Raw genomic sequence first — 20,198 nt, 5'->3', positions numbered from 1 at the left:
CCTATGCGGTTTGTTGCCATTTTTTTTATTCTTGTTGCCACATTAGCTTCCTGTAAACAAAAACCTGATGAAGTTTTAGAGTCTTTCGGAAAAATTAACGAACGACTTGAAAGGATAAATAGTGAACAACAAAATCCGCAATTTTATAAAGACCAAGATTCTTTACTGAAAGGTATTGAACAAAGAAATCCTTCAGAATATAAAAAGCTTCAATTGGTCCATGCCAAGATGCAGGCGTTGGATACCTATATTTCCAACACCAAAAAATCACTTCTTACCACTTTGAAAGATCCCGAAGATTATTCTGCTATGGGTACCTCTACGGAAGTTGATGAATTGTTTTTTATGGGAAATCAAAATTCAGCAGAAGGCGATGTTTTTATTCAGAAAATAGAGCAATACCGAAGTACGGTTGAAACAGAGTTTAAAGAAGCGTATCCGGAATTTGTTCAAAAAACGAATGAAAATTTTGATATAAGTGATGTACAGAACAGAAATGGCATCACAATGCCATGGCTCCACTTCAATTATAAAGGCTTTCCCCTCATAGCTTCCCTCACAAAAATGACGCAACTACAGGCCGATCTAAAAACAAATTTTCAGGATTTACTATTGCTTTTAGTTCGCGTGTAAAGTGCATCAATATTTTATAATGGTAATTAAAAATACTTTTAGAGTTTCCGTGGTATTTTTTAATATGTTAAGAAAATCTTAATGCAAAACAATTTTTTGTTAAGAACGTTATTTTTATACTAACGGCATCAATCAATCAACTAACTAACACATACCAATTATGAAGCATTGCTTACGTGCGCTCATATTTTTATGTAGCTTTTCTACATTCGCCCAATTACAACCTTTTAAAATTACAGGTACACTCACGGACCAAGAAACCCAGAAACCGCTGGAATCTGCTACGGTGTATGTGGAACGTGCCAAGGATAGTACCTTAGTTACGTATACCATTACAGACCAGAACGGAGCCTTTAGTGTGCAGGAACGCGTTGGGGTTAAAGATTTAAAAATCTATATTTCGTATGTAGGTTTTGAAACATTTCAGAAAGACATTATATTGAATTCCGAAGAAATAAATTTGGGTACTATTAAAATGAAGACCGACTCCAATACCTTGGATGAAGTCGTGCTAACATCGAGAGCACCTATCACCATTAAAAAAGATACGTTAGAATTCAACGTAAAATCTTTTAAGACGAAAAAAGACGCCAACGTTGAAGATTTGCTGAAAAAACTCCCAGGCGTAGAAGTAGATCCGGAAGGCCAGATAACCGTTAATGGAAAACCCGTTAATAAAATTCTGGTAAACGGAAAGCCCTTTTTTGGGGATGATCCCACCATTACCACAAGAAATCTCACCAAGGAAATCATTGAAAAAGTACAGGTAACCGACACCAAAACAGATTCCGAAGCTTTTGCAGGGGAAGCTAGCGACGGGCAAAATAAAACCATTAACCTTACCATAAAAGAAGAAAACAATAAAGGCGTCTTTGGTAGAGTAGCAGCGGGCGGTGGAACCGATGAACGCTATGAATTTGCAGGCTTCTTTAATCGTTTTGATAATGACCAGCGCATTAGCGTCCTGGCGGGTGGAAATAATATAAATTCTGCCGGGTTTAGTTTTGGTGAGATTCGTAAAATGTTTGGCGGTGGCCGAAATATTTTTACAAGTAGTGATGGTTCCTTTGGCATTGATGGTCGCCAATTTGGTGGTGGACAAGGAATTGTACGCTCTAAAAATGGAGGTGCCAATTATGCCGATTCCTATGGAGAAAAGATAGAAATCTCTGCAGATCATTTTTATGCTGGTAGCAATAGTGAGGATAGAAGTAGTGTCCAACGAGAGAATATCTTACCAGACAGGCGTTTCTTTACCAATTCAAATTCTGAAACGTTCACCGAAAATAATAATAACAACACCAACGTACGGCTAGATATTAAGGCAGATTCTACCTTTTTAATAAACCTGAACCCTTCATTTACATACGGAACAGGAAACAGAAGAGTTGCCAGCAACGAAGCTTCTAGAAATGAGGATAATGAGCTCCTAAACCAGGCAGATGCTTCCCGTTTTTCTGAAAACATTACTAGAAGTTTTAGAAACGGTTTGGACATTACCAAAAAATTTGGCGATAAGGGTGCGTCGGTAAGCTTGAATATCGATACCGAATTTGAAAATAACGATGCAGAACGTTTTTTAGAATCCAACACCGAAGTTTTTGGTGATACTCCCTCAGTTTTAAATCGAAATCAATTTACCGATGAAAAATTTACGTTAGACAGTTACAATGCAAGAGTTAGTTATAGGATGCCACTACTAGCGAAGAAGCTGTATTTAAATCCTAGTTTTACACATCGTGAAGATGTGCGTAACAGTACCGAAAGCACTTTCGATTTTAATGAAGATACCCAGCAGTTTTCAGATTTCAACCAGGCACTCAGTACTAATTTTAAATATACCAACAGGCGTAGTACTCCTTCATTAGGCTTGCAATACAACACAGATAAACTGAATGCGAATGTAAGTGCATCGTATGTGTTTAGAACCTTAGAAAATAATGACCAGTTGCGCCCGCAAACCTCTTTTGAGCAAGATTTCGAGGCGTTAGAATTTAATACCTATCTTAACTACAGGTTCAGCCCAAAAGCTTCATTGTATGCAAACTATCGGTTGAGTAACCGTCCGCCCGATGTGGAGCAATTACAGCCGTTTCAGGATGTGAGCGACCCGTTAAATATTATTACGGGGAACCCTAATTTGGAACCTGCCAACGAACATTCGCTATATGGGGGCTATAATGCCTTCGATTTTCAAAATGGAACTGGTTTTGGGTTTTGGTCCAATGCAAGTTTTACTCAAAACCAAGTAGTGCCTCAAACCATTGTAGATGAAAATTTGGTGCGAACAACTACCTATACCAATGTAGATGGTAATTACTATTTCTATGGAAGTGGAAACTATAGTAAAAAAATTAAGTTAGATACTATTCGAGAAGTGAAAATTAGAGCATCGGGAAGCGTAAGTACTAATAGAAATATAAACTTTAATAATGGCGTAGAATATGCGGCCAATAGCACAACGTATTCACCTGATGTACGCATTACTTTTACGTGGAAAAATCTATTTGAATTTATTCCAAATTATCGGGTAAGCTTTACCAATACTACCTACGATCTGGAGTCTTTTGACGATCGAAAATTTGTGCGCCATAGTGCAGGTATAGAAACAGCTACCTTCTTTCCTGAAAAATTGGAGTGGAGAAATAACATAGATTACAATTACAATCCAGATGTAGCGGCAGGTTTCCAACGAAGCGTTGTTTTTTGGAACAGCACCCTTGCCTATTCTGTTTTAAAAGATCAAGGTACCTTAACCTTAAAAGTGTATGATTTGCTAGGGCAGAATAACAACACCCGGCGTACTGCCACAGCCAATTATATTCAAGATTCGCAGAGTACCGTTCTAGAGCGTTACGTTATGTTAAGCTTTAGTTGGAAATTTAATAGTCTTGGGAAGAAAGGTGAGGTGAATGATGGAGGGATGTTTCAGTTTTAATATCTTAGGTTTAAAGCTTTAGGAAGCACATCTATGGACAGTTTTTCAAACCTTAGGTTTGTCACTCGTCGTTCGTACTTCCAAAATGTTTAATTTTAGACGAATCAAAGGTAGCTGAGTGATGCTAGTGGCGTCCAAGCGGTCACGAGCATTGTACCAAAGCTACCAGCTTTTGTTAATCCAAGCGCAAAGTTTTATAAAATTTGTAAAAAAAGTACAAATTTTATAAAACAACCACCGCCAATATCGGCTTAATACAGGGTTTTAAAAAATTCGTATTTCGTCGTTCGTACCTCGTACTTCAAATTACCAGCTCCTTATTTCCAAGCGCAAAGTTTTATAAAATTTGTAGAAAAAGTTACAAATTTTATAAAACAACCACCGCCAATATCGGCTTAATACAGGGTTTTAAAAAATTCGTATGTCGTCGTTCGTACCTCGTACTTCAAATTACCAGCTCCCAGAAGCACCTCCGCCTCCAAAACCGCCGCCACCGAAGCCGCCTCCAAAACCGCCTCCACCTCCAAAACTTCCACCACCACCAAAACCGCCAGTCCGGCCCATATTGCTTAAAATAATCACATCTAATAAGCTGCTGCCACTTCGACCTCCATTATTTTTTCCGCCGCCTTTGTTTCGGCGTCTTAGTATGAGCATAATGATTATAAATATGAAAAAAAGAATGAGTGACGCACTGAAATCAAATCCGTCATCTAAATTTCTAGTTTCCTTAAACTCGCCATTCAAAGCTTGAAAAATGGCATCGGTTCCCTGGTCCAGGCCTGCGTAATAGTTGTTTTGTTTAAATTGTGGAATGATTACTTGATTAATGATGCGCTCGGTCATCCGGTCTGTCATTCGGTATTCAATACCATAGCCTGTATTAATATCTATGTTGCGGTCTTCTTTGGCTAAGATAATTAGGATCCCGTTGTCTTCTTTAGCTTGTCCAATTCCCCATTGTTGTCCCCATTTAGCACCTAGAAGACTTAAGTCTTCCCCGTTGGAAGTGTTTATAATCACAATAACTATTTGGGTGGAGGTAGAATCTGCGTAGCCAATAAGTTTTGTTTCTAGCGCATTTTTTTGAGTTGCCGTTAGTAGCTTACTATAATCGAAAACTGAAGTTTGTTCTTTTCGCCAATCTGGTTTTGGAGGGACATCATATTGTGCCGTGACAGCATTCGAAAACAGAAACGCCGTAATCGTGAAAAGAAAAAGTATATATTTTTGAAAGAGTATCTTCAAATTAATTTTGCTACAGACTACTAATTTACCCAATCGAAATATCATCAGGCAATTCGTTCACGTCTTTCTTTTTATATGGGAAATGTTTTTTAAGTTGCTCACCTGCGTTAAGGATGCCATCAATGAGTCCCTGTTTCATATCTCCCTTTTTAAACTGCTTGATAATAGCCTCATTAGTACTTTCCCAGAAATGCGGCGGTACTTTATCGTTAATGCCTTTATCGCCCATAATAACGATGGTGCGATCTTCCACGGCAACGTAGATGAGGACGCCGTTGCTTAATTTGGTGTTGTCCATATGCAGAAAGTCAAAAACTTCGGCGGCACGGTCAAACGCATCTTCTTCGGTGTGCGGTTCTAAATGCACTCGTATTTCACCCGAAGTATTTTTTTCGGCTATTCGTATGGCTTCTACAACAGCCATTTCTTCTTCGCGGGTAAGGAAATCTTCTACTTTGGACATGGGTGGTTACTAGTTAACAGTTAATTGTTAATCGTTGTTCTGGTAAGTGTTTAAAAATGTATCGGTTTGTTTTATAAATAGTTGAAAGCTACTGTTAACTTTTAACCTATAACATTATTACTTCCCAAAATTAAACTCAACTTCTGGCGCATCTTCAGCTCCTTCATCGGCTTTAAAGTACGCTCTTTCTTCAAAACCAAGCATGCCGGCGAATAATTTTGCTGGAAACTTTTTTACTTCTACATTTAATCCTTTGGCAGCTTCATTAAATCGATTGCGTTCAACATTTATTCTGTTTTCAGTGCGTTCCAGTTCGTTAATGAGTTCTTTAAAATTTTCGTTCGCTTTTAAATCTGGATACCGTTCAAAAACAGCTAACAATCGTGACAGGGCAGAAGTAAGTCCCGCCTGTGCTTGTTGAAACTGTTCTAATTGTGCAGGCGTAATATTGCTAGGATCTATCTGTATAGATGTGGCTTTGCTTCTCGCTTCCGTAACTTTTACAAGCGTGCTTTGTTCAAACTCTGCGTACCCCTTTGCGGTATTTACGATGTTTGGAATAAGATCGGCACGACGTTGGTAGGCACTTTCCACATTTCCCCATTGGGCCGAAACACCTTCATCTAAAGGTACAAGGCGGTTATTGAGGTTAGCTAGATAGGCTCCAGCCAGTAAAATGATACCAAGGATAATAAGAATGGGTAGCCATTTTTTCATAATAATGTATTTTTATAGTTGGTCTTTTATTTTCAGTAATTCAGATTTCACCGTTTCCAGTTTCCGAATGATTTCAAAATTGTTTAAAGTCTCTTGTTTGTTCTCCTTGAGATGAATTTTGGCACCTTCCAGAGTAAACCCGCGTTCCTTTACCAAATGAAAGATAAGTTCCAGATTTTTTATATCGGTGGGAGTAAATTTTCGGTTGCCCTTAGCGTTTTTCTTGGGTTTTAGTGCGTCAAACTCTTTCTCCCAAAAACGGATGAGGGATGTGTTTACATCAAAAGCCTTGGCTACTTCACCAATACTGTAATATAATTTTTCTGGAAGGTCTACGTGCATACAATTTTATTGCTATACGAAGTTAATGAAAATATGGAAAGGGAAGTAGCGATATTTTGATATGAGTTAAAATTGCAAAGAACAAATTCCAAATCCAAAAAGTTTTGAAATCTAAGAAGCAACCCTCTTAAATCGTCAATCGTATATCGTTAATTAATCTAATGACTGATTCTCTTGTTGTGACTTTTTCAACAGATCTGCAAATTCTTCAGGGCTCAAGTTTCCGTAGTAAAAATTAATAGGATTAATGCGCTCATTGTCTTTAAAAACTTCATAATGCAGGTGAGGCGCTTCACTTCGCCCTGTGCTTCCTACAAAGCCAATTAAATCGCCGCGCTTAATTTTTTGACCGATACGTATGTTGTTGTATTTGTACAAGTGCGCGTACAAACTCTCATAGCCATATCCGTGATCTATCCTTATATGGTTTCCGTAACCAGAAGCACTATTGTCTGCACGGGTCACGACACCATCTCCGCTAGCATATACTGGCGTTCCTCTTGGCGCTGTAAAGTCCATTCCAAAGTGCATTTTTCTCGCTTTTGTAAAAGGATCTGTCCTGTATCCGTACCCAGAGGCCATGCGGGTGAGATCTTCATTGTTTACGGGTTGGATGGCTGGGATTGCGGCGAGTAATTTTTCTTTTTCTTCGGCGAGCGATGCAATTTCGTCCAGGGAACGTGACTGCACTACAATTTGCTTCGTTAAGATATCTAAGCGTCTGTTCGCTGTGGCAATTAATTTTGAATTATCAAAACCTTCTAAGTCCTTGTAACGGTTCACACCTCCAAAACCTGCTTTTCGCTGCTCTTCTGAAATTGGATTTGCTTCAAAATAAACCCGGTAAAGATTGTTGTCCCGGTCTGCTAAGTCGCTTAGGACGTTTTCGGCTACGTCCATTTTACGGTTCAGTAAATCGTACTGCAACTGCATATTGGACAATTCACGCTTTAAGGTTTTTTCTTTGGGAGTTTCTACATAGGGTAGGTTTAAATACACCAGAAGCAATAAGAATCCACTTAATAACATACCCAATAAACTAAGTAGAAAAATGCTGAGTTTTCGGCCTTTTTTCTTCTCAATTTTTCGGTACGAGAGAGTCTCGCTATCGTAGTAATATTTAACCTTAGACATACGCTAAAAAAATCCTATTTTTGCGGTGATGGGTGCGTTAACTTTTTAGGTAACGTCCTACAAAGATATAAATTGTTTTCACGTGCCCAAATGTGCGCGTTTTACTATAACCCGATACAGATGAACTCCAGCGAAATACGCTCAAAATTCTTACAATACTTTAAATCGAAAGAACATAAAATTGTTCCCTCGTCACCCATGGTGATTAAAAACGATCCAACCTTAATGTTTACGAACGCTGGAATGGTGCCGTTTAAAGAATATTTTCTGGGGAATAAAGAGGTGAAAAATTCCAGAATTACCGATACTCAAAAGTGCCTGCGTGTAAGCGGAAAACATAACGATCTGGAAGAAGTAGGGATGGATACCTATCACCATACTATGTTTGAAATGCTGGGGAACTGGAGCTTTGGTGATTATTTCAAAAAAGAAGCCATTACGTGGGCGTGGGAATTATTAACCGAAGTCTACGCAATAGATAAAGACATATTATATGTAACCATTTTTGAAGGCGATGCCGAGGATAACTTAGACCGAGATACTGAAGCGTACCATCTTTGGAAACAGTATGTAGCCGAAGACCGAATCCTTAACGGAAACAAAAAAGATAATTTTTGGGAAATGGGAGAACAGGGACCCTGTGGCCCGTGTTCCGAAATTCACGTAGACATTCGTTCTGCTGAAGAAAAAGCAAAAGTTTCAGGCGCAAGTTTGGTAAACCAGGACCATCCACAAGTTGTGGAGATTTGGAACCTGGTGTTTATGCAATTTAACCGAAAAGCTAACGGCAGTCTTGAAAAGCTTCCGGCACAACACGTAGATACCGGGATGGGCTTTGAGCGTTTGGCAATGGTCTTACAAGGCAAACAAAGTAATTACGATACCGATGTGTTTACACCGCTTATTCGTGAAGTAGAAGCTGTAACCAATAGCAAATACGGAAACGATGAAAAAGTAGATATTGCTATTAGAGTGATTTCAGATCATATACGTGCCGTTTCCTTTAGTATTGCAGATGGGCAGTTGCCTAGCAATACGGGGGCTGGCTATGTAATTAGACGAATTTTAAGACGTGCCATTCGGTATGGATTTACATTTTTGGATACCAAGGAGCCGTTTATTTTCAAGTTAATTGAAACGCTTACTCAGCAAATGGGCGAAGCCTTCCCAGAATTGAAGAAAGAGAAAAATTTGATTACCAATGTAATTAAAGAAGAAGAAAAATCTTTCTTGCGAACGCTTTCGGATGGAATGGTGTTGCTCGAGAACATTATCAATACCTCTAGTGCCAAAGAAATTTCTGGTGCTAAGGTGTTTGAATTGAAAGACACCTATGGTTTTCCAGAGGATCTCACAGAACTTATTTTGAGAGAACGAGGGTATACCTATAATCATGTTGAATTTGAAAATAAGCTTAAAAAGCAACAGGAAAAAGCCAGAGCAGCTACCAAAGTAGCCACAGGCGATTGGGTAACGCTGGAAGATGATCCGGAACAAGAATTTGTAGGCTACGATACATTAGAAACCGATGTACGGATTACCCGCTACCGTAAAACCGAAAGTAAAAAAGAAGGAGAACTGTACCAGTTAGTATTCAACTTAACGCCTTTTTATCCTGAAGGGGGTGGGCAAGTAGGCGACAAAGGCTATTTGGAAGCGCCTAATGGCGAAGTGGTGTATATTGTAGATACCAAAAAAGAAAATAATTTAATAGTTCACTTTGCGAAAAATTTACCACGTAGCACAGACGGAACTTTTAAAGCTGTGGTAGATGGCAAACAACGTAGCAGAACAGCTTCCAACCACACCGCAACACACTTGTTGCATCAAGCGCTCCGAAATATTTTGGGAGAGCACGTAGAGCAAAAAGGAAGTATGGTGCATAGCGGGAATTTGCGTTTCGATTTTTCACATTTTAGTAAGGTAACAGAGGAGCAGTTACGTGAAGTAGAAGATTTTGTAAATGCCAGAATTAGAGAAGGCATTGCTTTGACAGAACGAAGAGGAATCCCGTATCAGCAAGCGATTGACGAAGGTGCTATTGCATTGTTTGGTGAGAAATATGGAGATGCGGTACGCGCGATAAAGTTTGGAAAATCGATGGAATTGTGTGGGGGAACGCATGTTGCCAACACGAATGAGATATGGCATTTTATTATTACCTCTGAAGGTGCTGTAGCAAGTGGAATTCGCCGTATTGAAGCCATTACTGGCGACGCTGCTAAAAGTTATTTTGAAGATAGGAGCAAAGCGTTTAAGGAGGTTCAGAAATTGTTGAATAATACCAAAGACCCGGTTTCTTCTATTGAGAAATTACAGGAAGAAAACAGCGGCCTCCAGAAGCAACTAGAAGAATTGCTGAAGGACAAGGCAAAAAACATAAAAGGCGATCTTAAAAATGAAATTGAAGTGATAAACAACGTCAATTTCTTAGCAAAAGAAGTAGATCTTGACGCTGGTGGATTGAAAGACTTAGCCTTTGAATTGGGTGGCGAAATAGACAATCTGTTTATACTATTTGGTTCCAAAATAGATGGGAAGGCATTGTTAACGTGTTATATTTCAAAAGAATTAGCTACCGAGAAGAAATTAAATGCCGGTCAAATTGTTAGAGAACTAGGAAAGCACATCCAGGGCGGCGGCGGCGGACAACCCTTTTTCGCAACTGCAGGGGGTAAAAACCCTGACGGGATTGAAAAAGCGTTGGAAGCTGCTAGAGATTTTATACAGTAAGGGAAATACGTATGCAGTAGCAGTGGCTGTATTCAGTTTTTAAAAATTACTGCCACTGCCACTGAATACTAAAAGATGAAACTACAAACCATCATACCACTCTCACCCGAGAAAAATCAGATAGACTACACGTCTAAAGTCTTACTCCTGGGATCATGTTTTACGGAGAATATTGGTGGGAAATTGGACTATTTCAAATTTCAGAATTTGCAGAACCCGTTTGGGATTGTGTTTCATCCCTTGGCGATACAGAATTTGGTGCAACGTGCTGTTACAAATGAAAAGTTTACTGAAGCCGATGTATTTGAAAGAGACGGACAATGGTTCAGTTTTGAGACCCATTCTTCGGTTACGGCAACTTCAAAAAAAGACTTGGTTGTAGTGTTGAATGCCAAACTGAAGGAATTTTCAGCCTACCTTTCCGAGGCGTCCCATATTATTTTTACTTTTGGAACGGCATGGGTATATCGGCATATAGCTTCAGACGCAGTGGTGGCGAATTGTCATAAAGTACCGCAGCAGAATTTTGAGAAGGAATTACTTTCAGTCGCCAAAATTTCAGCAAGTATAGAAAAAACTGTTTTACTTATTTCAGAAATAAACCCTTCAGCAATTAGTTTAATCACCGTTTCTCCAGTGAGGCATATTAAAGACGGTTTTATAGAAAACGGAAGGAGTAAAGCACATCTCATAGCAGGGATTCATCAGTTTATTCATCCGCAATCAAAAATCCACCATCAAAAATCATATTATTTCCCCTCCTATGAACTTATGATGGATGAATTACGGGATTATCGTTTTTATGCGGAAGATATGTTACACCCAAATGCTACGGCGATTCAGTATATCTGGGAGAAATTTAAGTTGGTTTGGATCGCTTCGGAAACAGAACCGCTTCAAAAGGAAATTGATACCATTCAAAGAGGGTTGCAGCATAGGGCTTTTGATCCTAAGAGCGCATCATACAAAAAATTTCGCACGGATTTAGATAATAAAATTCGTAGTTTGGAAAAAAAATTGCCCACCATTATATTTTAAATTTTTATGAAATTTTATTCTATTATTTTATTTACATCTCTTTTTTTGTTCATTTCTTGTCAGAAAGATGACGAAACTGTTGAAAACAATTCTGAGTTTGCAACGGCCTTATTAAAAGGTACAGATTCATTCGTTGCATCGAAGGATAACAGTGAATTTACTTTTTTGAGGGCGACTTTACATGGGAATGACTTAGAAATAATGGCCCGTCAAGATATGCCAAATAATAGGTTTATTACCATAAGGATATTACTTGAAGAGTATGCTGGACCTGGAACCTATTACTCTGGAATTGATGAAGATGATCTGTATAATGTTTCTATAGGTTTTGGTGGTGAGGCCGGCATTAGTTATTATTCTGATTACAGTAAGGCGGATTTCGAAGGTTTTAGACCTGGGGTATTCACTATTACTAAAGATGATGGAGTACTAATTGAAGGTACTTTTAGTTTTATAGGCTTTTATAACTCAACAACTTCTGTAGATGTAACCGAGGGAAAATTTAAAATGGGTTTTGGAAATTACCCTTGATTTCAATTTATTTCCCAATGACCTACTGATATCTAAAGCGGTATTCAGGTAGTTACTTAGCTGTAACACTAGCTAGTGTGTCTAATACAAATGTGTTTTTTTCAATTTAGTAAATTACTTTTCCTGCATGTTGGCATGCTACCTTCGTAACTCGTAACTCGTTTCTAGAGTATACGTCAATTGCCCTATTGATTGCCTTAGCGCCATCCCCCCATCTTTGTCCCATAAACTTAAAAACCTTTAATTATGAAAATTTTAAAAAATGTACTGCTCGTATTTCTAATGAGCTTAGCTATTATGTCTTGTAAAAAAGACGATGATGGCGGGGATGATCCTCAAGGTGGAGAAGGAACATTAACCGCCAAGGTAAATGGTTCAAACTTTTCTTCACTTGAGATAGCTACAACAGCAAATCAATCTGGTGGAGGAACAAATGTAACTGTAACCATTCAAGGTTCTGATGCAGACGGGAAAGGTATTTTTCTAATCATAAATGCTTTTGATGGCGTGGGAACCTATGAGATAACAGATGAGAATGTGTTTATAACAGCAAATTATATAGAAGCTAATGTTAGTAATCCAGCCAATTCACAAACTTGGAATGCGCCCTATACTGATAGCGGAGTTGTGGGCGAAATAAAAATTTCTGAAACAACCGACACTACTATTAAAGGCACTTTTAACTTCAACGCCAAAAATGTGAATGGAGACCAGTCGATTAAAAATATTACAGAAGGTTCGTTTACTATGGATTTAAAGCAGAACTAAACCCTATTAAAGAAAATCTCACATGTTGAGGTTTTTACGTGGAGCCGGTAGTAAAACAATTTGTTTTGCTGCCGGTTTTTTTTTGAGCTGCGGTGGTGAGATGTGTTTTTTTTCAATTACCCACTACTCATTCGTACCTCAATAATACGTCAATTGCCCTATTGAATTGCCCTAATCCAAATTGCATCTTTACACTATAAATATGTAAAAACCTATCAATATGAAACTTTCAACAACAATCAATACACTGCTATGTGTTCTTTTTACAGGAAGCATAGCCATGGCGCAAAAAGCCGAAACACCAGATTACAGATACGATACTGGTGCAAAAATTAATGAAATGACCTTAACGCAAGGCGGAACTATGGTAGTTGCTACCAACGATGGTTTAGTGGGGATTAAACCAGGTAGCAACGACCTTCTATTCAATTTTACCGAATATGGAAGGGTAAAACCAGAGGAACTTATCTATGTACCCAACGCACCCTATGTAATTGTTTCCCAGGGAGGATTTGCGGGCATTACCTCAAAGAAATCGGTGATCGATTATATCTCGGGTAAAACCTTGTTTTCTACCGAAGGAAACGGATGGAAAGCTGTGTATTCCTGTGATGTAATGATGCCTCAAAATAAGTTGGTAGTAACGGGGCAACGTACTTCAAAAGAAGAATATGCCGCGCAGGTTGCTGTCTACGATCTCAACACAGGAAAAGAGGACTATAAGTTTGATATGGCAGGAAAAGGAGGCACTTTTGACCCTACAGCGGTAATGACAGGGAGACCATTATTATTAAAAAACAGCCTTATACTTCCTACTACAAAAGGACTATATGCCAAAAAAGCGCAGACAGGAGAAACACTTTGGGAATGTAAAATTAAAGATGTGAATTGGTTAACCGCCAGTGCAGATGAAAAAGATATCTACGCTTTTGATAGCAACGATAACAATACCAATACAAAAATCTATAAAGTAGGGGCTAATGGTGCAGAACTATGGAAAGATGAAGCAAAGGTAAAAGGTATCGTAACTAATTTTGAAATTTTACCACAAGGCTTAGCCGTTGTAAGCAATACGTATAATGAAGGGAAAAGTGTTTTCGCGGGAGCTTCGGAGTCTAAGATTGCCATGTTAAGCGCTTCGAATGGGGAAGATATGTGGGACAAAGCTCCTAAAACCAAAGGATATGTACAGCATTTTTATATTATGGATGATGGGATTCTCTTCGGAATTTATGAAGGAGGAATTAATAAGGTGTCGTACGATGGAAATACACTATTCAAAAAACCCTTAAAAACAGGTGAAAATATTCTAACAATGGCCGAAACAGATCAAGGCCTAATTTATATTACTTCCGAAGATGCCAATATTGTGAATATGACCACGGGAGAAGAAATTTGGAAGAAGCCACTAAAATACAAAAGAGCCGATGCGATATCATCAACCTTTGATCGTAAGAACAATCGCTATTTAATAAGCGCAGACGAGCAATTATATGCTGTCGATGCATCTTCCGGAACTGTGAGCGATTTCGCAAAAACAAAATTTGATGGTAAAGAAGCTCCCACACGTGTGGATGTGCGTACTGGCGGAATTTTATTAACCAGCGACCAAAACCTTGCTATGCTAGACTGGGACGGAAAACCAACGTGGCAGGAATACTACAGAGCTCCTGGTAAAAGTGCCTTTGGAGCTATCTTAGCTGGCGTTACAGCAGTAGCTTCAGCAGCAGGAAGTATGGCAGCTGCAAACTCCTCTGTAAGAAACCGAATTGCAAAATATGATTCACAGGCAGATCGCGATGCAGATTTGGCAGGGGGACTTGCGATGGCGACCGGAGCATCAGTTTCAGAAATGTTGAAACGTTTTAAAGCCACAGCAGCTACAGCAAATGCACAATTTGTACTAACAAAATTAGAAGACGGTGTAGGGCTCGTAAAAATTAATAAAGACACAGGCGCTAAAGAAAAAGAGATTGTATTAAAAGATAAAAAACCAGAATACCAAGTAGATGATATTGGCGGGATTTTATACTACAAGGCAGACAATAATTCAATTTTTGCCTACGATCTTAAAAAATAACAACGAATCAAGGTGTGTTGCGAAAATAGAGTTGAGGAGTTCTGTTTTCATAGAGAAAATACCCCATAGAAATATGGGGTATTTTTAAAATCCGTTTCCTATGCTTTTAAAACAACTGTTTAAATTTCAGCCAGCTACTGTGCTACTTTGGGTGCAAGCAGCATTTCTATTGGTACTCTTGGCTTTTGGATTTATAACTTCGGAAACCGTTGTATTTGGGTATTTTTTTGAAACTATTATTATAGGATTCATTCACATTATAAAATTATTTTTGGTCATAAAACACGGTAAGCCAGACAAGCCAGACGCAAACAGTATGAGTGGTTACGGAATGCTAGTGTTTTTTCTATTTCATTATGGAATGTTTGTAGCCATACAATTAATTTTTGCATTTTCTTTTTTTGAAGGTGTTATGGAAGGAATAGAGAGTGGGTTTGAACTACTTCATAATTTTAAAGTGTTGCTGAATTCTGAAGGGATGCTTATAATGTTAGGATCTTTGCTGCTTACAAACTTAGGATATTTCTATTCCAACTTTTGGATCACCTTTAAGTATAAGGAGTATGCACCTTCTGAAATTTTCTTTAGTCCCTATGTTCGTATAGTTATTCAGCAATTGGTGGTGATACTTTCAGGATTTTTCTTTGTGTTTTTACAGGCGGGTTTTGTGGCGGCGGTTTTGTTATTGGTGCTTAGGTTATTTATAGATTTAGTAATGGTAACAATTAGAAAAGATTCAGATTTTCTTAATAAGCTCGCCTTTATGTTGGTAAAAAACGGGCAGGATCCTCAAGAAGTGAGAGAACAATTAGAAAAGCTTTCAGAATAAAAATTTCAATATTTGTTTTAAATTGTAAAAAAACAAAACACTTTTTTTATAATGTTTTGGCATTACTCTGCGCTATGTTGTGTTTTTTAACGAAATGTTTTTTAGTATTTTATATAAACTTAGTTATTGCGTTTCCAGCTTTTTACTAGGATTATTTGTGACTTCTAAAGCAAAAAATAACGCGAGGAATTAATTTTAGTAGAATATATACTATTCTATTATGACTTATGGTATTAGTTAGCCTCATATTCTTGTTTATTTTCCTGTCTCGCGGATACGTTTTCCAGAAAAACCCTCTGTGAAATCATACATTTTTAGGTGTTTTTTCAAAATAGGGCATTTGCCTTATTGGCATTCTGCGTTGTTTTTCAGAGATTTATACCTCTAAACGTAAAATATATCATCATGAAAAAAATTCTTCATCTTGCATTTTTTTTAATTTCAATTACTTTGGTGGCTCAGATTACGCAGCCTAAACCTCCCGGAAGTTCTAACGGAAATTCATCTTCTATAACTACACCCAAAGTACCAACAACAAATACAACCACGACCACTAGTACTAAAAGTATTTCTAGTGATTGTGTAAGTGGCGATTGTAACAATGGATTTGGTAAGCAAGAATACGGCACAGGGTATTACGAGGGCTTTTTTACCAACGGAATGCCTAACGGGCCAGGCTATGAAACCTATCCTAATGGATATTATCTTGGGTTTTACAATAATGGAAAGCGTGAAGGTTTTGGTAATTATGGATGGAATGATACCAAAGATTTATACCGCGGCATGTGGAAACTAAATGAGCGTGATGGCTATGGATATATATTGGATGGAGAGAATTTATTGAAATCGGCTGGAATTTATAGAAATTCTGCGATCACCGTAAATGAGGGTTTAGATTATATAAATAATGTTCGTTCCACTAACTGTGTGGGGAACTGTCTGGACGGGTATGGAGCGTACACCTGGGAAAATGGAGACAAATACAATGGATTTTTCAGAAATGGAAAACGAGTAGATTTTGGCACCTATGCCTATCCGGATGGTGGGATGTATCACGGGCAATTCAGCAACGGGAGTCGTCACGGACAAGGCAGTTATTTATGGGCTAGTGGAGATTTTTATATAGGCGGATGGAGTAATGGTAAACGGCACGGAAAAGGAATTTACTACTATAAAAATGGTACCACCAAACACGGTACCTGGAGCGAAGACACCTTTATTAATTAAATCTATAGCGTACACGTAAAAAACATTAAAACCATACAGTCATGAGAAATTTTAAAATTACAATTAGCCTACTTTTAGTCACCACCATATTAAGTTTTGCACAAGTACCAAGGCCTGGAAAAGTAGCTTCTACAAATACCCTTTCTGGAGCAACCTTTACAAAGGACGGGGACATGGATTACACCATTAGAGATGCAAATGGTAAAATACTATCTAATGTGATGGATCTAAAATTTTTAGATACTGAAACCTTAAGTGTATTGGATAAGAACGCCAGAACCATATACTTGCTTGTAGATTTTGATGCAAAGACAGTTGGGAGCACGGGTACAGCAGAAGTTTTGTCTACAAATATTGATAAGAATTTTTATGTTACCAACCCCAACTCTTTTGCGCATTATTTAAATGAAGAGTATATAAGCGGGGGTGATTTTGTTAATATTAATGGTAGTTATGTGTATTACAATAGTGGTGATACCAGCACATATTATCTAGATGGGATCAGGAATTTTTCTAACTGGGGCGCAAAAAATTCGGTAAAGCTGGCCTACTCCGCAAGTAATTCATATTGGGGACGTAATTCTGATGACGATACGTATCACCTAATTTTAAAAGGTAAATCTCCAGATTATACTGGTTATAGTACTGAAAAAAGCGGGAATGATATGATTGTAAAAATTGACGGTATTAAGACGTATAGATTACCTGGCTATTATACTACGGCTTCTTTTGTTTACAAACCCCTTGAGACTATTTCTGGCAGCAGTACTTCCACTTCAAATAAAACTGGAGAACGTTGCGTGTCTGGAAATTGTAAAGATGGATGGGGTAAATACCAGTATGATGGCGGTCATTACGATGGTTTTTGGGTAAATGGAAAAAAAGATGGCTATGGCTTATATAGATGGGATGGGACTGGTAAATACATTGGAAGCTGGAAAAAAGACCAAATGCAAGGCTATGGTGTATACATTGCAGATAATGAAGATAACATAGCGGGATGGTATGCTAATGGACAACTTAATGGTGTAGGATATACCGTTACAGGTAAGGATTGGGTACAAGGTATATATACCAACGGAAACCTCACCACAAGTTATGCATTTGTTTCAACAGGGAATGATAGTGGCTGCACTGCAGGAGATTGTATTAATAAATACGGAAGATACCAATGGGACAATGGCGATAGTTTTACAGGATTTTGGAAAAATGGAAGTATGAATCTAGGTACGTATACATTTGCAAATGGAGATAAATACAGTGGTACATTTAATAAAGAAAACCAGTTTGATGGCTTTGGAAGATATTTTTATGAAGATGGCGGTTACTATGGGGGTGATTGGTTAAACGGGAAATACGAAGGCAAAGGATATTACCACGATAAAGATTACAAAAAGCAGGTTGGGATGTGGAAAAATAGATCCTTAGTGAAGAATTTAGAATAGTATGCAGCTATGCATGACGAAAATACGGCAGTTGCCGTATTTTTTTGAGTCTATTTTTTTAAATTTGTATACTGCTTATAGACAATTGTTTATGAAAAAATATAGGATTTTCCTTTTTTTTTGTCTCTCTTACGTGGCAACTGCGCAGGAAACAGTTAAGAATATAGATAGTCTCTTAACTCTATTAGAACAAACTTCAATAGATACAACTAAAGTTGTTTTATACCAAAAAGCAGCGGCTCATTACAATGTAACCGCCCTGGATAGTTCGAAAGCTTTTTCCTTGGAAGGTATACAATTGGCTAGAAAACTAAACTTTCCAAGAGGAGAATGGATGAATTTAAGCACCTTAGGCAACTACTATGAACGCAAAACAAAGTATGACAGTGCTATGGTATGCTACCACCAAGCCTTAAAGATTATCGATAAAACCAATTCGGATAAAGGTCGCGCCATTGTGTATAACAATATTGGCATGGTAGATATAAGAAAAGGGGATTATCAAAAAGCTTTAGAAGCACTTTTTCTAGCCTTACGAGCTGAGGAAAAATTGAACAACAGGACGGGCATAGCACAGTCTTATAACAATATTGGTGTAGCACATTATTATTTAACCGATTATGATAAAGCAACAGAATATCTTCTCAAAGCCTTAGAAGAACAAAAAAAGTTGGGTAACATAAGCGGCTTACAGCAAGGCTATAATAATGTAGGAGCTATTTTTGACTATCAAGGAAAATATTTGGAGGCTATTGAAATCTATACAAAAGCATTGGATATAAGCAGGAGTTTGGGAGATAGGATTTTAGAATCTTCAAACCTTGCGAATATAGCTTTAGCCTATTCTAAAATACCAGACTTTAAAAAAGCAGATGACTTTTTTCAACAATCTATAGCCGTTAGAAAGGCTATTGGTGATACAAAGGGATTAGCGCATTCGTATACGTCTTTTGGAGAAAATTTACGATTACAAAAACGCTATATATTGGCAAAGCAATATCTGGTAGAAGGCTTACAATATGCTGAAGAAAACAAATTAAAGCTTTCTAGTAAAGAAGCGTACAGTTCTTTAGCAGCATTGGCCAAAGATGAAAAAAATCCTTTTTTAGAAGCTGAATATCTTCGGAAGTATATTGCCATAAACGACTCTATATTAAATGAAACCAAAGCAAAAGCAATTGAAGAACTAGAAACAAAATACGAAACCGAAAAAAAAGAAAATGAAATTTTACAACAGCGCGCCCAATTAGCCGAAAAAGACTTGGAAGTACGTCAAAAAAACACACTTATATATGGTGGTTTTGGATTAGCGCTCATTCTTGGATTGTTAGGGTATCTTTTCTACAACCAACAAAAACTGAAGAACCGCCAACTCAAAAAAGAAGGAGAACTACAAACAGCCCTTTCAAAGATCGAAATACAGAATAAATTACAAGAACAGCGGTTGCGAATTTCAAGAGATTTGCATGACAATATTGGCTCACAGCTCACTTTTGTAACCTCTTCCATAGATAATTTAAAATATGCTCTGGAAGGAAGTAACGAGAAAGTAACTCAAAAGCTGGGTGCTATTAGCGAGTTTACCACTCAAACTATTTACGAATTGCGTGATACCATCTGGGCGATGAATACCATAAAAATTACTTCGGAAGATCTTCAAGTGCGTATTGCCAACTTTATTGAAAAAGCAGGGAAGGCTACAGAAGATATCTCTTTTAATTTTAGCGTTGGTGAAGGTATTTCAGAAAAAACATACACCTCTATACAGGGTATGAGCATGTATCGGATCATTCAGGAATCTATCAATAATTCTCTTAAATATGCCCATGCTAAGAACATTTCAGTGCGCATAGAAAGAACTTCAGAAATACTACAAAAAGACGTATCACCTGTAAGTCTGCAGCAGATAAAAATTGAAATTAAAGACGATGGTGTTGGGTTTGATGAGAAGAATGTTGAAGCGGGTAATGGGCTGTCAAATATTAGGAAACGAGCACGGGATATGGGCGGAATAGCAACCATTACTTCAGAGGTTGGAAAAGGAACCAGGACCCAAATTTTATTTTAAAAGT

The 20,198-nt window shown here is 37.8% G+C and carries 16 protein-coding genes; 11 read left to right on the top strand and 5 right to left on the bottom strand.

Annotated features, from left to right (window positions below):
• Positions 1-3: 3 nt before the first annotated feature.
• Both ACQ2HF_RS01335 and ACQ2HF_RS01330 read left to right on the top strand, forming a co-directional pair.
• Positions 4-633, top strand: a complete 630-nt coding sequence (locus ACQ2HF_RS01335; RefSeq protein ID WP_432411713.1) for a hypothetical protein — start codon at positions 4-6, stop codon at positions 631-633.
• A gap of 160 nt (positions 634-793) precedes the next feature.
• Positions 794-3,571 carry an outer membrane beta-barrel protein gene (locus ACQ2HF_RS01330; RefSeq protein ID WP_432411712.1) on the top strand — a complete coding sequence of 926 codons (2,778 nt, stop codon included), beginning with the start codon at positions 794-796 and terminating at the stop codon, positions 3,569-3,571.
• Positions 3,572-4,021: 450 nt separating this feature from the next.
• Here ACQ2HF_RS01330 and ACQ2HF_RS01325 read toward each other — a convergent pair whose 3' ends face one another.
• From ACQ2HF_RS01325 to ACQ2HF_RS01305, 5 genes are all read right to left on the bottom strand, one after another.
• Entirely contained in the window at positions 4,022-4,819 is a 798-nt protein-coding gene (locus tag ACQ2HF_RS01325; RefSeq protein ID WP_432411711.1) for a TPM domain-containing protein, read from the bottom strand.
• 25 nt (positions 4,820-4,844) lie between these two features.
• Positions 4,845-5,282: a TPM domain-containing protein gene (locus ACQ2HF_RS01320; protein WP_432411710.1), complete on the bottom strand. Its 438-nt coding sequence runs from the start codon at positions 5,280-5,282 to the stop codon at positions 4,845-4,847.
• A 117-nt stretch (positions 5,283-5,399) separates the two neighbouring features.
• A complete protein-coding gene (locus ACQ2HF_RS01315; protein ID WP_432411709.1) occupies positions 5,400-5,999 on the bottom strand; it encodes a LemA family protein in 600 nt (199 codons plus the stop codon).
• Positions 6,000-6,011: 12 nt separating this feature from the next.
• The gene (locus tag ACQ2HF_RS01310; protein ID WP_432411708.1) at positions 6,012-6,341 is read right to left on the bottom strand and encodes a MerR family transcriptional regulator; all 330 of its coding nucleotides are present in this window, start codon (positions 6,339-6,341) and stop codon (positions 6,012-6,014) included.
• A gap of 153 nt (positions 6,342-6,494) precedes the next feature.
• The gene (locus ACQ2HF_RS01305) at positions 6,495-7,475 is read right to left on the bottom strand and encodes a M23 family metallopeptidase (protein WP_432411707.1); all 981 of its coding nucleotides are present in this window, start codon (positions 7,473-7,475) and stop codon (positions 6,495-6,497) included.
• A 120-nt stretch (positions 7,476-7,595) separates the two neighbouring features.
• On the opposite strand from ACQ2HF_RS01305, the gene alaS reads away from it, so the two are divergent.
• The 9 genes from alaS (at position 7,596) to ACQ2HF_RS01260 (ending at position 20,194) form a co-directional block, all read left to right on the top strand.
• On the top strand, positions 7,596-10,208 hold the full coding sequence (alaS, locus tag ACQ2HF_RS01300) for an alanine--tRNA ligase (protein WP_432411706.1): 2,613 nt from the start codon (positions 7,596-7,598) through the stop codon (positions 10,206-10,208).
• Between the two features lie 75 nt (positions 10,209-10,283).
• Positions 10,284-11,246 carry a GSCFA domain-containing protein gene (locus ACQ2HF_RS01295; protein ID WP_432411705.1) on the top strand — a complete coding sequence of 321 codons (963 nt, stop codon included), beginning with the start codon at positions 10,284-10,286 and terminating at the stop codon, positions 11,244-11,246.
• Positions 11,247-11,252: 6 nt separating this feature from the next.
• Positions 11,253-11,777 (top strand): hypothetical protein, encoded by a 525-nt coding sequence (locus tag ACQ2HF_RS01290; RefSeq protein WP_432411704.1) that lies wholly within the window; start codon positions 11,253-11,255, stop codon positions 11,775-11,777.
• Between the two features lie 246 nt (positions 11,778-12,023).
• A complete protein-coding gene (locus tag ACQ2HF_RS01285; RefSeq protein ID WP_432411703.1) occupies positions 12,024-12,545 on the top strand; it encodes a DUF6252 family protein in 522 nt (173 codons plus the stop codon).
• Positions 12,546-12,765: 220 nt separating this feature from the next.
• Complete coding sequence (locus ACQ2HF_RS01280; RefSeq protein WP_432411702.1) at positions 12,766-14,625, top strand: PQQ-binding-like beta-propeller repeat protein; 1,860 nt, start codon at positions 12,766-12,768, stop codon at positions 14,623-14,625.
• 100 nt (positions 14,626-14,725) lie between these two features.
• Complete coding sequence (locus ACQ2HF_RS01275; protein ID WP_432411701.1) at positions 14,726-15,454, top strand: DUF6498-containing protein; 729 nt, start codon at positions 14,726-14,728, stop codon at positions 15,452-15,454.
• 405 nt (positions 15,455-15,859) lie between these two features.
• A complete protein-coding gene (locus ACQ2HF_RS01270) occupies positions 15,860-16,681 on the top strand; it encodes a hypothetical protein (RefSeq protein WP_432411700.1) in 822 nt (273 codons plus the stop codon).
• A 41-nt stretch (positions 16,682-16,722) separates the two neighbouring features.
• The gene (locus ACQ2HF_RS01265; protein ID WP_432411699.1) at positions 16,723-18,126 is read left to right on the top strand and encodes a hypothetical protein; all 1,404 of its coding nucleotides are present in this window, start codon (positions 16,723-16,725) and stop codon (positions 18,124-18,126) included.
• Between the two features lie 91 nt (positions 18,127-18,217).
• Complete coding sequence (locus ACQ2HF_RS01260; protein ID WP_432411698.1) at positions 18,218-20,194, top strand: tetratricopeptide repeat-containing sensor histidine kinase; 1,977 nt, start codon at positions 18,218-18,220, stop codon at positions 20,192-20,194.
• The last annotated feature ends 4 nt before the right edge of the window (positions 20,195-20,198 follow it).

The sequence above is a fragment of the Rasiella sp. SM2506 genome (assembly GCF_050859505.1).
Taxonomy (GTDB): Bacteria; Bacteroidota; Bacteroidia; order Flavobacteriales; family Flavobacteriaceae; genus Marinirhabdus.
Note: the sequence above shows the minus strand (reverse complement) of the source record. Positions and strands in the feature narration are given on the sequence as shown.

Coding starts and splice junctions, on each gene's coding strand:
- ACQ2HF_RS01335 (WP_432411713.1), top strand. CDS start 4: ATGCGGTTTGTTGCCATTTTTTTTATTCTTGTTGCCACATTAGCTTCC.
- ACQ2HF_RS01330 (WP_432411712.1), top strand. CDS start 794: ATGAAGCATTGCTTACGTGCGCTCATATTTTTATGTAGCTTTTCTACA.
- ACQ2HF_RS01320 (WP_432411710.1), bottom strand. CDS start 5,282: ATGTCCAAAGTAGAAGATTTCCTTACCCGCGAAGAAGAAATGGCTGTT.
- ACQ2HF_RS01315 (WP_432411709.1), bottom strand. CDS start 5,999: ATGAAAAAATGGCTACCCATTCTTATTATCCTTGGTATCATTTTACTG.
- ACQ2HF_RS01310 (WP_432411708.1), bottom strand. CDS start 6,341: ATGCACGTAGACCTTCCAGAAAAATTATATTACAGTATTGGTGAAGTA.
- ACQ2HF_RS01305 (WP_432411707.1), bottom strand. CDS start 7,475: ATGTCTAAGGTTAAATATTACTACGATAGCGAGACTCTCTCGTACCGA.
- alaS (WP_432411706.1), top strand. CDS start 7,596: ATGAACTCCAGCGAAATACGCTCAAAATTCTTACAATACTTTAAATCG.
- ACQ2HF_RS01295 (WP_432411705.1), top strand. CDS start 10,284: ATGAAACTACAAACCATCATACCACTCTCACCCGAGAAAAATCAGATA.
- ACQ2HF_RS01290 (WP_432411704.1), top strand. CDS start 11,253: ATGAAATTTTATTCTATTATTTTATTTACATCTCTTTTTTTGTTCATT.
- ACQ2HF_RS01285 (WP_432411703.1), top strand. CDS start 12,024: ATGAAAATTTTAAAAAATGTACTGCTCGTATTTCTAATGAGCTTAGCT.
- ACQ2HF_RS01280 (WP_432411702.1), top strand. CDS start 12,766: ATGAAACTTTCAACAACAATCAATACACTGCTATGTGTTCTTTTTACA.
- ACQ2HF_RS01275 (WP_432411701.1), top strand. CDS start 14,726: ATGCTTTTAAAACAACTGTTTAAATTTCAGCCAGCTACTGTGCTACTT.
- ACQ2HF_RS01270 (WP_432411700.1), top strand. CDS start 15,860: ATGAAAAAAATTCTTCATCTTGCATTTTTTTTAATTTCAATTACTTTG.
- ACQ2HF_RS01265 (WP_432411699.1), top strand. CDS start 16,723: ATGAGAAATTTTAAAATTACAATTAGCCTACTTTTAGTCACCACCATA.
- ACQ2HF_RS01260 (WP_432411698.1), top strand. CDS start 18,218: ATGAAAAAATATAGGATTTTCCTTTTTTTTTGTCTCTCTTACGTGGCA.